General features: G+C 69.2%; 9 protein-coding genes, 1 tRNA gene and 1 pseudogene. 6 read left to right on the top strand and 5 right to left on the bottom strand.

All coding sequences use genetic code 11. The features are described from left to right. Positions 1 to 12: 12 nt before the first annotated feature. Entirely contained in the window at positions 13 to 1,023 is a 1,011-nt protein-coding gene (locus Q0818_RS08375; RefSeq protein WP_366943132.1) for a TadA family conjugal transfer-associated ATPase, read from the bottom strand. A 406-nt stretch (positions 1,024 to 1,429) separates the two neighbouring features. On the opposite strand from Q0818_RS08375, the gene acs reads away from it, so the two are divergent. Beyond that, positions 1,430 to 3,397, top strand: a complete 1,968-nt coding sequence (gene acs / locus Q0818_RS08380; RefSeq protein ID WP_298873511.1) for an acetate--CoA ligase — start codon at positions 1,430 to 1,432, stop codon at positions 3,395 to 3,397. A gap of 185 nt (positions 3,398 to 3,582) precedes the next feature. Here the strand turns inward: acs and Q0818_RS08385 are convergent. From Q0818_RS08385 to Q0818_RS08395, 3 genes and pseudogenes are all read right to left on the bottom strand, one after another. Further along, positions 3,583 to 4,089, bottom strand: a pseudogene (locus tag Q0818_RS08385) (phosphatase PAP2 family protein); the annotation flags it as partial. Between the two features lie 250 nt (positions 4,090 to 4,339). Then, positions 4,340 to 4,807 carry a RidA family protein gene (locus Q0818_RS08390; protein ID WP_298873513.1) on the bottom strand — a complete coding sequence of 156 codons (468 nt, stop codon included), beginning with the start codon at positions 4,805 to 4,807 and terminating at the stop codon, positions 4,340 to 4,342. After that, positions 4,804 to 5,022: a hypothetical protein gene (locus Q0818_RS08395; protein WP_108317699.1), complete on the bottom strand. Its 219-nt coding sequence runs from the start codon at positions 5,020 to 5,022 to the stop codon at positions 4,804 to 4,806. The genes Q0818_RS08390 and Q0818_RS08395 overlap by 4 nt, the downstream gene beginning before the upstream one ends. 117 nt (positions 5,023 to 5,139) lie before the next feature. Here Q0818_RS08395 and Q0818_RS08400 point away from each other — a divergent pair, with 117 nt between their 5' ends. From Q0818_RS08400 to Q0818_RS08415, 4 genes are all read left to right on the top strand, one after another. Beyond that, positions 5,140 to 7,839, top strand: a complete 2,700-nt coding sequence (locus Q0818_RS08400; RefSeq protein WP_298873515.1) for a transglycosylase domain-containing protein — start codon at positions 5,140 to 5,142, stop codon at positions 7,837 to 7,839. Further along, positions 7,836 to 8,759 carry a metallophosphoesterase gene (locus tag Q0818_RS08405; protein WP_298873517.1) on the top strand — a complete coding sequence of 308 codons (924 nt, stop codon included), beginning with the start codon at positions 7,836 to 7,838 and terminating at the stop codon, positions 8,757 to 8,759. The genes Q0818_RS08400 and Q0818_RS08405 overlap by 4 nt, the downstream gene beginning before the upstream one ends. A 114-nt stretch (positions 8,760 to 8,873) precedes the next feature. Then, the gene (locus Q0818_RS08410) at positions 8,874 to 10,370 is read left to right on the top strand and encodes a hypothetical protein (RefSeq protein WP_298873519.1); all 1,497 of its coding nucleotides are present in this window, start codon (positions 8,874 to 8,876) and stop codon (positions 10,368 to 10,370) included. A gap of 156 nt (positions 10,371 to 10,526) precedes the next feature. Then, a tRNA-Pro gene (locus Q0818_RS08415) sits at positions 10,527 to 10,603 on the top strand. Between the two features lie 373 nt (positions 10,604 to 10,976). Here Q0818_RS08415 and Q0818_RS08420 read toward each other — a convergent pair. Continuing rightward, the gene (locus tag Q0818_RS08420; protein WP_298873521.1) at positions 10,977 to 12,989 is read right to left on the bottom strand and encodes a hypothetical protein; all 2,013 of its coding nucleotides are present in this window, start codon (positions 12,987 to 12,989) and stop codon (positions 10,977 to 10,979) included. 116 nt (positions 12,990 to 13,105) lie between these two features. Between Q0818_RS08420 and Q0818_RS08425 the strand changes: the two genes are divergently transcribed. Next, entirely contained in the window at positions 13,106 to 13,513 is a 408-nt protein-coding gene (locus Q0818_RS08425) for an META domain-containing protein (RefSeq protein WP_298873522.1), read from the top strand. Positions 13,514 to 13,569: the final 56 nt, after the last annotated feature.

The following is a 13,569-nucleotide window of genomic DNA, read 5'->3' on the forward strand; positions in this document are numbered from 1 at the left end:
TTCTCGGGGCCGTCACGACCACTCCTCCGGCTGGATGACGAGTCGGCCGTTGCGGATGACCGGCCTCCCCCACGCGGTCACGCGCCGGGGCCCGTCCGATCGGTCGACGTGGACCACCGCGCCGACCGCGCTCACCACCTGCCGCGCCGTGGTCACGGCATCCATTCCGGAGAGCGCACCCAGCGCCTCCAGGCGCGTCGCGACGTCGGCGAGGCCGCTCGCGTGGAGCGTGCCGGCTCCCCCGTCGTGTCCGGTGTTCAACGCCATGAGGAGCTCGCGCAGCTCTTCGCCGCGGCACTCCCCCAGCACGAGGCGATCGGGGCGCATGCGCAACGCCTCGCGGAGGAGTCGTGCGAGGGTGATGCCGCCGGCTCCCTCGATGTTCGCCTGGCGCGCCTCGAGCGCGACGTGATGGGGATGCGCGGGACGCAGCTCGGCCACCTCCTCGATGGTGATGATGCGTTGCGTGGTGGGGACTCGGGCCAGGAGGGCGGAGAGAAGAGTGGTCTTACCCGCACCCGTCGCCCCCGTGATGAGCAGGTTCTGCCGTCGGTCCACGAAGTCCTCGAGGCGTTCGCGCTGAACCTCGGACAGCATCCCGGTCCGCTCCAACAGCGCGAGGTCGGGAGTGTCCCACCGGGGGACGCGCACCGAGATGGTCGTTCCGCGGGTGGCGACCGGCGCGAGCACCGCGTGCACGCGCACGCCCCGCTCCAACCGCACGTCGACGCACGGGGAGGCGTCGTCGAGATGGCGACCGCCCCGCGCGATCAGGCGCACCGCCAGACGCCGCACCTCCGTTTCACTCGCCCGCCAGGACGCCACCCGTTCGATCCCGGCGCCGCGGTCGACGAAGAGCCCGTGCTCTCCGTTGATGAAGAGGTCGGTGACGAGAGGGTCGTCGAGGAAGGGCCGGAGGAATGTCAGCGCGGCATCGTCATCGGCCCCGTCGTCGGCGCGACCCGGATCCGCCGGCCGGGACGCGGCCGGGGCGGTCGATGCGAGGGAAGGAAAGGATGCCACGACCACGACGGTAGGCATCGGCAGGGCCCCGTCGCGGGGCGCGGATGGGCTTCCGTGGACAACGGGCCGGCTCGCCTCGCTGGGGAGGAAAGGTGCGAGCGGCCGGAAAAAGAAGGGGGCGGCATCCCTACAGTGGGGGGCGAGGGATGCCGCCGCGCGCCGGAGGAAAATTGGGGGGCTCCCCCCGACGCGAGTGCCGGAAGCGATGTTCGGGCGTTCTAAGAGTACGCGCGCGAATGAGCCGGGCCAACTCTCGCGACCTATTCATTGCGATATATCACCTGTTTCCCGGGCGACGGCGATGCCAACTATCGGAGGTGGCCCCCGGAATGAGCGGTCGCTAGCGTGACCCGGGTAGAACTCCGCGCATCGACGCGGTGTGACGTGAACGCGAAGGAGCGCCGCGATGAGCAGCCAGATCGACCACCTCCTCAACGAGACCCGCCGGTTCGCCCCGTCGGCCGCTTTCGCCGAGAACGCCGTCGCAGACCGGAGTCTGTACGAGCGCGCAGCCGCCGACCGCGAGGGCTTCTGGGCCGACCAGGCCCGCGAACTGCACTGGCACACCCCCTTCACCCAGGTGCTGGATTGGTCCAACCCCCCGTTCGCGGAGTGGTTCGCCGACGGCGAGCTGAACGTGGCCTACAACTGCCTCGACCGCCACGTCGAAGCCGGCAACGGAGATCGCATCGCGCTGCGGTGGGAAGGCGAGCCCGGCGACCAGCGCAACGTCACCTACGCGGAGCTGACCGACGAGGTCAAGCGCCTCTCCAACGTCCTCCTCGGCCTCGGCGTTGAACGCGGCGACCGTGTCGCGCTCTACCTGCCGATGATCCCCGAGGCCATCGCCTCGATGCTCGCCGTCGCCCGCATCGGCGCCGTGCACTCCGTCGTCTTCGGCGGGTTCTCGGCCGATAGCCTCCGCGCGCGCATCGACGACGCCGGAGCGAAGGTCGTCATCACCGCAGACGGCGGCTGGCGCAAGGGCAAGGTGTCCCCCCTCAAGCCCGCGGTCGACCAGGCCCTCGCCGACCGCAACGGCTCCGGCATCCAGGAGACCGTCGAGCACGTCCTGGTCGTCAAGCGCGGCGAGAACGAGGTGGAATGGACCGCCGACCGCGACATCTGGTGGCACGACGTCGTGCCGCAGGCCTCGAGCGAGCACGAGGCCGAGGCCTTCCCCGCCGAGAACCCGCTGTTCATCCTCTACACCTCGGGGACCACCGGGAAGCCCAAGGGCATCCTGCACACCTCGGGGGGCTACCTCACGCAAGCGGCGTTCACGAACCGCGTCGTGCACGACGTGCACCCCGAGACCGACGTCTACTGGTGCACGGCCGACATCGGCTGGATCACCGGTCACACCTACGTCGCCTACGGCCCGCTCGCCAACGGCGCGACGCAGCTCCTCTACGAGGGCACCCCGGACACCCCGCACCCGGGTCGCTGGTGGGAGCTCATCCAGAACCACGGCGTCACGGTCTTCTACACCGCGCCCACGGCGATCCGCTCCTTCATGAAGATCGGACGCGACGTGCCGCAGAAGTTCGACCTGTCGTCGCTGCGCCTGCTCGGCTCCGTCGGTGAGCCCATCAACCCCGAGGCGTGGGTCTGGTACCGCGAGATCATCGGCGCCGACGAGACGCCCATCGTCGACACGTGGTGGCAGACCGAGACGGGCGCGATCATGATCTCGGCCCTGCCGGGGGTCACCGAGACCAAGCCGGGCTCGGCGCAGGTGCCCGTGCCCGGGATCTCGATCGCGGTGGTCGACGACGGCGGCGAACCGGTCGGCAACGGCAGCGGCGGTCTGCTCGTGGTGACCGAACCCTGGCCGAGCATGCTCCGCGGCATCTGGGGCGACCCCGACCGCTACCGCGAAACGTACTGGGACAAGTTCGCCGACAAGGGCTACTACTTCGCCGGCGACGGCGCCCGCCTGGACGACGACGGCGACGTGTGGCTGCTCGGTCGCGTCGACGACGTCATGAACGTCTCCGGGCACCGCCTCTCGACCGCCGAGATCGAGTCGGCCCTGGTCGGGCACGACGGTGTCGCCGAGGCGGCCGTGGTCGGGGCATCCGATGAGACCACCGGCCAAGCCGTCGTCGCCTTCGTGATCATCAAGAGCCGCTACCTGAAGCAGAATCCCGTCGAAGGACTCGGCGACGAGCTGCGCAGATGGGTGGGCGAGCAGATCGGCCCCATCGCGCGCCCGCGCGACGTCTACATCGTCGGGGAGCTGCCGAAGACCCGCTCGGGCAAGATCATGCGCCGCCTGCTCCGCGACGTCGCGGAAGGACGCGAGGTCGGAGACACAACGACGCTCGCCGACACCGCTGTGATGAGCGTCATCAGCGCCCAGGTGAAGTGACGTCCGCCGGCCGGGGACGCCGCGTCCCCGGCCGCTCCCGCCGTCGTGGCAGCGCGGCGGTGGCGGGTGAGATCCGTCGTGCCGTGAGTCAGACGACCCGGTGCGAGCGTCGGCGCCGCAGCGTGGCATCCATCCTCGCGACGGCCATCGCCCACCCCCCCGCGTACCGCCGGGAACACCCCCGCCACCCAGACGAGGGATGCCGCCGCGTCGCCGAGGTAGTGCACTCCCTCGATCACGACGGCGGCGGCCATGCACGCCACGAGGAGAGCACCCAGCACGATCACGAGCGAGCGCCACCGTGTGCCCCACGCCAGGCACGCACACGCGGCGACGAGAGCCGCGGTGAAGGCGACGTGACCGCTCGGGAAGGAGGCGTCGGCGGCGCGCCCAATCGTCGCCATCGCCGCCTCGCTGAGTCCAGGTCGTGGACGGTCGACGACGAGCTTGACCGCCTCGGCCGACCCCCAGGTCACCGCGATCGTCCCCGAGAAGACGACGGCGGGCCGCCACGACCGGGTGAGGCCCGCGACCGCCGCCGTCGCCGCCAGCATCGTGAGCGTCGCGGGCAGTGGCTTGAGGGCGAGGTAGAGCACCTCCGCCACCGGGCCGAGCGGCCCTCCGCGGAGATGGTGCACGGCCGCGGATCCGGCCGCGTCGAGCTCCGTCAGACGCAGCAGGAGTCCGACCATGACGAGGCCGACGACGGTCGCGACGGCGACCACGACTGAGCGCCGCAGGTGCACGGGAGGGTCGACCAGTGAAGAGCCGGGCCGCACGGGAGGAGGAGGAGGAGTCACGAGGCCGATCGTCCTCCTCCCTCGTTCAGAATCCGCCGAGTCGCACGCTGACGGACGCCGTCGTTCCCCACCAGCACGGCCGCGGGAACGACGAGGGGCCGCGGACGGCGTCTGCGTCCACGGCCCCTCCTCGATCGCTCCGTCAGGCGACGGTGAAGACGACCTCCACCTCGACCGGGCTGTCCAGCGGCAGCACCGGCACGCCGACGGCCGACCGCGCGTGCGCGCCGGTCTCGCCGAACACCTCACCGAGGAACTCGCTCGCTCCGTTGATGACCCCCGGCTGCCCGGTGAATTCGGGGACGGATGCCACGAACCCGGTCAGCTTGAGGACACCGGTCAGGTTGTCGACACCGCCGACCAGCGCCGCCGCAGCAGCGATGGCGTTCAGCGCGCACTGGCGGGCGTAGCCCTTGGCATCCATCGGGGTCACCAGACCCGCGGACTCCCCGACCTTGCCGGTCGCGGGAAGGGCACCCTGCACCATGGGCAGCTGACCCGAGGTGTAGACGAGGTCGCCGTGGCGCTTCGCGGGGATGTAGGACGCCACCGGCGGGACGACCGCGGGAACCTCGACGCCAAGGGCGGCGAGCCGCTCGCTGACGCTCACTGCTGGCCCTCGAACTGACGCGCGGCCGCCTCCGCGGCACCGAGACCGGCGTTGGCGCTCCCGCCGCCGACGGGACGCTTGAAGTAGGCCACGAGCCCACCCTCGGGGCCGGTCACCACCTGCACGAGCTCCCAGCCCTGCTTGCCCCAGTTGTTCAGGATCGCGGCGGTGTTGTGGATCAGCAGCGGCGTGGTGAGGTATTCCCACGTGGTCATTTCGAGGCTCCCGGCGGTGGGTCGGCGCGCGTGATCTCACGCGCGGGGACGGTTTCGTGCGCGCGCGAGCGCACGCCTTCGAGGCATCGCCCAGCAACGTCGCTTAGCATCAACCCTATGCCCGAGAACAAACGAACGGCTAGCGGTGCCCTGGGCGGCATCGTCGGCCTCGTCGGCCTGAGCGCGGTCGCCGGACTCCTCGTCACCGCCGCCGTGACGCCGGCCATCGCCGTCTCCGGCGCCGCTGCATCCAGCGCCATCACGATCTTCGACAAGATGCCGAGCTACCTCAAGCCCGACGAGCTCATGCAGCCGACGACGCTGATGGCGGGCGACCAGGTGCTGGCGAAGTTCTTCGACCAGAACCGCTCCCCCGTCACCTTCGACCAGGTCAACCCGGTCATGTACGACGCGATCCTGTCGTCGGAAGACCCCCGCTACTACCAGCACGGCGGCGTCGACCTCATCGGAACGACGCGAGCCCTGCTCAGCAACGCCTCCGGTGGCGAGACCCAGGGTGGTTCCTCGATCAGCCAGCAGTACGTGAAGAACGTGCTCGTCCAGCGTTGCGAGCGCGACGCGAAGGCCGTCGAGGCGACCGACACCCAGCCGGCGATGACGCGCGACGAGGCTCTGCAGAAGTGCGCCCTCGAAGCGATCCAGTCCGACGGCGCCGCGGGCTACCAGCGCAAGCTCCAGGAGATGCGTTACGCCGTGCAGCTCGAGAAGGAGTACACGAAGGACCAGATCCTTCTGGGCTACCTCAACATCGCCAACTTCGGCGGCGTCACCTACGGCATCGACGCCGCGGCCAAGCGCTACTTCAACGTCCCGGCCTCGCAGCTGAACGTCGGACAGGCCGCCGTTCTCGCGGGCATGGTGCAGAACCCGAACCGTTTCCGCATCGACATCCCCGAGGGATCGATCAACGACGGCACGACCGCGTGGAACAAGGCTCCCGACGGATCGATCGACGACGTCGACCAGGGCACGATCCAGGCGCTGTACACGCTGCGTGACAACGGCGAGATCACGCAGGAGCAGCTCGTCAACGCCGCCGACGGCTACAGCGAGACGAAGGGCCGTCAGCTCTACGTGCTCAGTCGTATGGAGGCGGACGGCAAGATCACGCACGAACAGTACGTGCAGTTCGCGATCGAGCCGATCACCCCGTCGATCACCTCGACCGACCAGGGCTGCGTCGTCTCCGCCGCCCCGTACTTCTGCCAGTACGTCGTCGCGACGATCCTCAACGACCCCGCCTTCGGCGACGAGACCGACGACCGGGTGCGCGCCCTCCGCCAGGACGGTCTGACGATCCAGACCACCCTCGACTGGCGTGTTCAGGATGCCGCCCAGCAGGCGATGAACGACAACGCGCCCGCCATGTACGCGAACATGGACTTCGGTTCGACGGCGGTGAGCCTTGAGGCGGGCACGGGACGCGTCCTCGCCATCGCGCAGAACACCAAGTTCACCCAGGACCCTGCTCAGGCCGAAGCGGACCCGTCCTACAACTCGATCGTGTTCGCCGGCGACAGCACCTACGGCGGGTCCGACGGATTCAACGCGGGATCGACGTTCAAGCTCTTCACCCTCGTCGACTGGATCGAGAAGGGGCACTCGCTCAACGAGAACCTCAACGGCCGTCTCGGACCGGTTCCGAACATGAAGAACTCCTGCACCGGAGACTGGATCAACGCCGGCAAGGTCACGATCAACAACTTCGGGAACAGCTCCGGCTACGTCGGCACCCCCCTGCGCTTCACGCGCGACTCGCTGAACACGGGCTATCTCGCGATGGCATCCGAACTCGACCTCTGCGATATCGCCAAGACGGCGAAGAAGCTCGGTGTCACGCGCGGCAACGGAACCGACATCGACATGGCCGTCGCGAACAACGTCATCGGCAACGACCCGGTGTCGCCTCTCGCGATGGCGGGCGCCTACGCCACGGTCGCCAACGGGGGCACGCATTGCCAGCCCAAGGTGATCGACAAGGTCACCGACAGCGACGGCGCGGAGCGGAGGATCCCCGAGCGCGCGTGCGAGCCCGCGCTCACCCCCGACGTCGCGGCCGCGGTCGGCTACGCGCTGCAGGGCGTCATGGCGAGCGGCGGAACCGGCTCCTCGGCGAACCCTTACGACGGCACTCCCGTGCTCGGGAAGACCGGTACGCACGAGGGATGGAACACGTGGATGATCGAGTCCTCGACCAAGGTCACCACGGCGGTGTGGGTCGGTAACTGGCGCGGCATCGAGACGCTGTTCGGCAAGTACTGGAACGGTCAGCAGCTGTCCGACATGCGGTATTCGATCGCTCGGGCGACCCAGAGCGCAGCCGACGAGTTCTACGGCGGAGATGCCTTCCCCGACCCGCCCTCGAATGCCCTGCGGACGAAGCAGGCCGACCTGCCGAACGTCGTTGGTCAGTCCATCGACAGCGCCCGGTCGACGCTCCAGAACGCGGGCTTCCGTGTCTCGATCGGCGACCCGGTCGACGCGGAGTTCGGAAACGACCGTGTCGCGGCCCAGAACCCCGGCGGCGGGTCCGCTCCGGCCGGCTCGGTCATCACCCTGAGCCCCGGCAACGGGCAGAGCGGTACCGTGCCCGAGGTGTCCGGACAGCCGGTCAGTTCGGCCCGTGCGGCCATGCTGGCCGCAGGGTATGGCACCGTCTCGATCGGCGGCTGTTCGAAGGACGACAAGGCCCCGGCGGAAGGGCAGGTTGTTTCGACCAACCCGGCCGGCGGAACGGCGGCCAGCAAGAGCACCAACGTGATCCTGACGATCGTCGCCAAGGACTGCCCCTCGTGACCGGTCCTGTGGTGAAGGCCGCCCTCGCACCCCTCGGGGTCGCGGGGGCGGCCGCCGTCGGGGCGGCCGTGTGGGGCATGGGTATCGAGCGATACCTGTTCACGGTGCGTTATCACGCCCTCCGCGTGCTTCCGAAGGGCTCCGAGCCCGTCCGCATCCTGCACGTGTCCGACGCCCACATGGCGCCGTGGCAGCATCGCAAGCAGGAGTGGATGGCGCGATTGGCCGAGCTCTCGCCGGATCTCGTCGTCAACACCGGCGACAATCTCGGACATCGCGACGGACTCACGGGTATCCGCGCCGCTCTGTCCCCCCTCCGCGGCATCCCGGGCCTCGTGGTGCACGGGTCGAACGACTTCCAGGAACCCGCCCCGCGCAACCCGCTGCGCTACTTCCTCGGCCCCTCGGGCAATCTCCCCGCCCACAAGCACCTCGACGTCGACGCCCTGGACCGGTTCTTCACCGACGATCTCGATTGGAGTGTTCTGGATGACACCGCGGTGTCGGTGGAGGTGAAGGGCCTTCGCGTCACGGCTTTCGGCGTGAACGACGCGCACCGGAAGTGGGACAAGCCCGAGCTCATCCCGCCCGTGCTCGGCACGCTCCCCAGCGCCGATCTCACGCTGGGCGTCATGCACGCGCCCTACCGTCGGACGCTCGACACCTTCGTCGAGCTCGGCGCCGACGTCCTGCTGGCCGGTCACACGCATGGCGGCCAAGTGCGCGTGCCCTTCAGCAGGAAGGCTCTCGTGTCGAACTGCGACCTGCCCCTCGATCAGGCGCGAGGTCTGAGCGAATGGACCGCGGCGGGTCGCACCGTGCCCCTGAACGTCAGCGCCGGGCTCGGGCACTCGATCTACGCTCCCGTGCGCTTCGCCTGCCGGCCGGAGGCGAGTCTGCTCACGCTGCTGCCGCGCTGACCTTTCCTCCACAGTCGGCGAAGGGATCGATCCATCCACGGATCGGTCCCTTCTCCGCATGCACCGGCCGGTGGATCCCGGACGATCGAACTCCTCGATCGAAGGGAATCCCTCATGCACCATCCACCTCCGTCGACGCGTCGTCTCCCGGCCGCGCTCGCCCTCCTCACGATCCTCATCGGCACCTTCGCCGTCGCACCCGCCGCTCAGGCGACCGAACGTGGCACGGGCTTCGGCACGTGGGCCCCGCTTTCCCGCACGGGATGGCACGGATCCATGCGGGTGGGCGACGTCCACACGTACTGCATCCACCCCGGCCTGCCCGTCCCGACAGACGCGACGACCGACCACGGCACATCCAGCGACGTCAACGGGCTCTCTCCCCAGCAGCTCGTGTCGATCAACCATCTCGTGACCTCCTACGGGCAGACCGACGATCCGGTGCAGGCCGCGAGCGTCGCCTGGGCGGTCAAAGCGGTCGTCGACCGCGACACCACGCTGCACTCCTGGGGATACGAGGGTGACGATCTGCCCGGCGCGATCGACTTCATCATGCGACGCGCCAGCCCCGAGAACAGCGGCGCCATCCAGGCGCGGACGATGCAATACCTCGCCGAGGCCGAGGCCGTACCCGTTCCGCGGATCGGTGGCGCTCTGTCGCTCACGACCGACGAGGGCGATCCCACCCGCGGATCCGTGCGCGTCGACGTCGACCCGGCCGCGACGGGCCGAGTGCACCTCGAGAACGCCGTCTTCGCCGACACGGGCAGCGGTGTCCGCGAGAACGTCCGCGGCGGCGAGATCTACCCGATCATCGCCCCCGCCTCGGCCTCCGAGGACGGCCGTCCCTATACCGTTCGCGCGACGGGCTCCTTCACGGTTCCCGCGGCGGCCGTCCACTTCTACACCACCCCCGGGCAGCAGGATTCCGCGGGCCCGGCCGAACCCACGCGGTTCGACCTGTCGACGCAGGATGCCGCGCCCCGGCCCGTGCAGTTCTCCCCGCGCATCGAGACGACGGCGCGGATCGCCGACGGGCGGTTCGTCGACGACGTCACGGTGTCATCCGTCGACGGCATCTGGCCTCGACGCAGCGACGGGTCGTTCGTGCCGATCACGGCGACGGCCGACGTCTACCGCACGGGGGCGTGGCCCGCAGAAGCCGACGAGATCCCCGCGAACCTCACGCCCCTCACGCACCTGAGCCTCACCACCGATCCGTCGCTAGGGGCGGGCACCTATACGGTGCAGAGTTCCGAGCTTCCCGGCCCGGGTGTCTACACCGCCGTGTGGCGGATCGACCGGGAGGAGCAGGACCCGGGCGTCTCGGCCCACCTCCCCCTCGGATTCCGATGGAAGGAGCGGTTCGCCTCCCCCACCCAGACCGAGCAGGTCGCACCGCCCGCGCCCACGACGACCCCTGTTCCCACTCTCCCTCCCACCGGCGCGGAACCGCTGCCCCCGGCGGCTCCGCCCGCGCTCGCCTCGCTCGCCGCTACAGGATCGCCCGGCGCCGCACTCCCGGGCGCGGTGGGGGCCGCGGTGACCGCTCTGGGACTGGGCGCAGTCGCGTGCGCGTTCGGGCGTCGACGTCGGGCTCTGCGCACCTGAGGACACCGGGCGGCGGTTCACCGACAGGGAGCCGCCGCCCGCACCTCACCGCCCGGGAGCTCAGCGTGCAACCGGTCTGTCGTCGAGGACGGCACGCCCGGATGCCGTCGTGGTTCGGAGCATGGCCCGCGGCAGGGTAGACTTTTCAAGTTGCAACGGGGTGTGGCGCAGCTTGGTAGCGCGCGTCGTTCGGGACGACGAGGCCGCAGGTTCAAATCCTGTCACCCCGACCATCGCATCATCGAGAAGGGCTCCCGCTCAGTGGGGGCCCTTCTCCTTTTCCTTCGCGGCAGTCATCTGCTGACCACCAGCGCGACCCTGCTCGGCCGGACCGGCTGGACTCGGCCGGTCCGCGCTCGAACCGGTCCGGCGCCGGCTCACCCGGCCCGTGGGAGACGCTCGACGTGAGGCAGACCCGGCCCCTGCGTCATCGTGCGCCGACCAGAGGGAAGGGCAATGAACCGCCTAAGGGCTGGTCCGAGCAGCGCGACTCGGCTGCGACATGATTGCTCGACGCCAGACACCCGGTCGAGCACGGCTCCCAGAGAAAAGCGCCCCCGGAGCCTTCCGAAACGGGAAGGCACCGGGGGCGCTCACTCAGGGTGCTCAGCGCGTGGCGCGGCGCACCTTGCGGTATCCGAGGGCACCGAAGCCGCCCAGCATGAGGGCCAGAGCGCCCCACGCGAGGGGGGCGACGTCACCCATACCGGTGTTGGCGAGTCCGCCGCCGGGGTTACCGCCCGGAGCGGGAGTGCCGCTGGGCGAAGGTGCCGGTGCCGGAGCGGCCGTGACCGAGAATCGCACCGAAGCGGAGCTCGAGACACCGTCGACCGTCTGCGTGGCGACCACGGCGTAGTCACCGGCGGCGAGGGCGTCCTTCAGCACGACCGACCAGGTGCCGTCCTTGACGACGGTCTCGCCGACCTTGGCGTCGTTGATCGTCACCGTGATGTCGGCACCGGTGAGGCCCGTTCCCGAGATGGCCGTGGGAACAGCGGCGCCGGTGTAAGACTCCCCGTCCTGGACGCCGGTGATGACCGGCGCGGAGGGGGCGACGGTGAACTCGACGGTGGCCGCAGCCGACGTCTCGCCGTCGCGGGCCTGGGTGGCGGTGACCTCGTACTGGCCGATGCTCAGATCGGTCTCGACGGACCAGCTGCCATCGGCGGCGACCTTCGCGGTGCCCTTGACGTCGCCCGTCAGGGTCACCGTCGCGCCGGCGAGACCGGTGCCCGAGATCGCCGTGAGCTCGTTCTCGATCGTCGAGCCGTTGGCGGGGCTCGTGATGACCGGGGCCTCCGCCTTGACCTGGACCGACGCGTCGACGGTGGCCGAGGTGTTGTAGCCGCTGACCGAGGTGAGCGAGAAGGAGTAAGCGCCGAGCTTGTCGGGAGCGGGGAAGCTCCAGTTGCCCGCCCCGTCGACGGTCACATCGAACGCGTCGCCGGTGGACGGCTTGACCTTCAGCGTGGTTCCGACCTCAGCGGTACCGGAGATGACGCCGCCGACGCCTACAGTGCCGCCATCGGAGGGGGTGGTGAGCGCGGGAGCGTCGATCTTCAGAGCGACCGTGTAGCCGCCGGTGCGGGCGAGACCAGCCTGCAGATCGGCGACCCACATGAAGTTGCCGCCCGGCGTCCCGGTTTCGGGGATGGGATCGTTTCCGCCCGAGACGACGCCCAAGGCGGTGTTGCCCTGGAAGACGGCCCCGCCGGAGTCGCCGCTGAGGACCATGTTGTAGTCGCCCACGACTCCGAAGCCGTAAACCCAGCGCCCACTGACCTCGGCCCAGCCTTCGACCGAATCCACGGTGCCCGATGTGAGGCCCGTCGTGCGCCCCGACTTCGAGGCGGACGCACCGACCTGGGCTTCTCCGATGGACTCAACGGCGATGGTCGAAGCAGCCAGATCGTTCGTCGAGGCGGTCGTCCAATCCGTGATCTCCGGCTTCAGGTTGAGATCCGGGTTCGTCACATCGATGGCAGAAATGTCCACGGAGGAGGAATCTCCTTCAGCGCCTGCCGAGTTTCCAGGCCCCCCGTACTGCGAGTACCCCACGGTGCCCAGGGGAGCGAACGCCCCCGGTTTGCTGCCCCCACCGGCAGGCTCATTCGCTGGTGTCGTGAGCAGCGATTCGTTTGCGGTGCCATCCTTGGTGCAGTGACCGGCGGAGATGACGGCGGGGGCGCCCTCAGGGCTCCATCCGGCGAAACCGATGGAACAGAAGAAGCCCTTCTGAGGGTCGCCGGGGTCTGGTGAGACGTATCCCGCGCCACCGACCACGTCGTTGGCCGCCAGCGCCTCGATCGGGGAACCGATGGACTTGACGATGACGTTCGACTTCGAGTCGACGAAGCTGCGCGCCGCGCCGCCGAGATCGCTTTCGTCTCCGGCCGTATAGACGACGACGTTGCCGCGGCCGTCTTTGGCCACCGCCTGAATGTCGTCATCCCCGCTCAACAGTCGCTGCGCTGTGGCATCGAAGTCCGCGCCGGCCGTGGGCGCGATCGACGGGTCGTCACCGGCGAAAGCCACCGTCGGGGCCAGCAGACCGGATGCGGTGAGCGCGACGGCTGCGGTGAGGCCGCCCCATCCCATGCGCTTCGTGTTTCGTGTCATCGTCTCATCTCATGTGTCTCGTGGAGTACGCACGGTGATACAGACGGGGATCGCGATCGGGCCCCCACCCACCTCACAGCGTCGGCGCCTACCTTATGACAACCTGGTAATCCGATATGAATAATCTTTCGTTTCCCGAGGTGAATGAGGAAAATCTCATGTTTCGCTGTGCGTTGTTTGTCGTCGCTCTCATCACGGTGGGGTGCGCAACGACCGCGTGCGTCGGTCCGGCGAGCGCACCGGAAAACGCTCCCGAAACGGGCGAATGGCGAGGAACCGGGCCGGAATCGCTGTCACTGCGAAATGGCAAACTCCGAGGGAATGACGGGTGCAACGGCATCGGCGGTAGTTACACCGCCCAAGACGGCACCATCGTCGCGACCCTAGGCCTCTCGACCAAGATGGCGTGCCCCGGCGTCGACACCTGGCTTCGCGGGATAGCGACCGCGACCGTCGCCGACGACACGATGACCGTCTACAACCACGTGGGCGAGCGCATCGGCACGTTGACACGCGCCGCCTGACATTTCCGCCGAGACGAACCGCACGACGTCGCTGCACGTCGTCAGTGCGCCCGATG

It is taken from the genome of uncultured Microbacterium sp. (assembly GCF_947489255.1).
Classification (GTDB): Bacteria; Actinomycetota; Actinomycetes; order Actinomycetales; family Microbacteriaceae; genus Microbacterium; species Microbacterium phycohabitans.

Excerpts from the sequence above, each read along its gene's own strand:
- Q0818_RS08425 (WP_298873522.1), top strand. The coding sequence starts at position 13,106 with ATGAATAATCTTTCGTTTCCCGAGGTGAATGAGGAAAATCTCATGTTT.
- Q0818_RS08400 (WP_298873515.1), top strand. The coding sequence starts at position 5,140 with ATGCCCGAGAACAAACGAACGGCTAGCGGTGCCCTGGGCGGCATCGTC.
- Q0818_RS08410 (WP_298873519.1), top strand. The coding sequence starts at position 8,874 with ATGCACCATCCACCTCCGTCGACGCGTCGTCTCCCGGCCGCGCTCGCC.
- acs (WP_298873511.1), top strand. The coding sequence starts at position 1,430 with ATGAGCAGCCAGATCGACCACCTCCTCAACGAGACCCGCCGGTTCGCC.
- Q0818_RS08420 (WP_298873521.1), bottom strand. The coding sequence starts at position 12,989 with ATGACACGAAACACGAAGCGCATGGGATGGGGCGGCCTCACCGCAGCC.
- Q0818_RS08395 (WP_108317699.1), bottom strand. The coding sequence starts at position 5,022 with ATGACCACGTGGGAATACCTCACCACGCCGCTGCTGATCCACAACACC.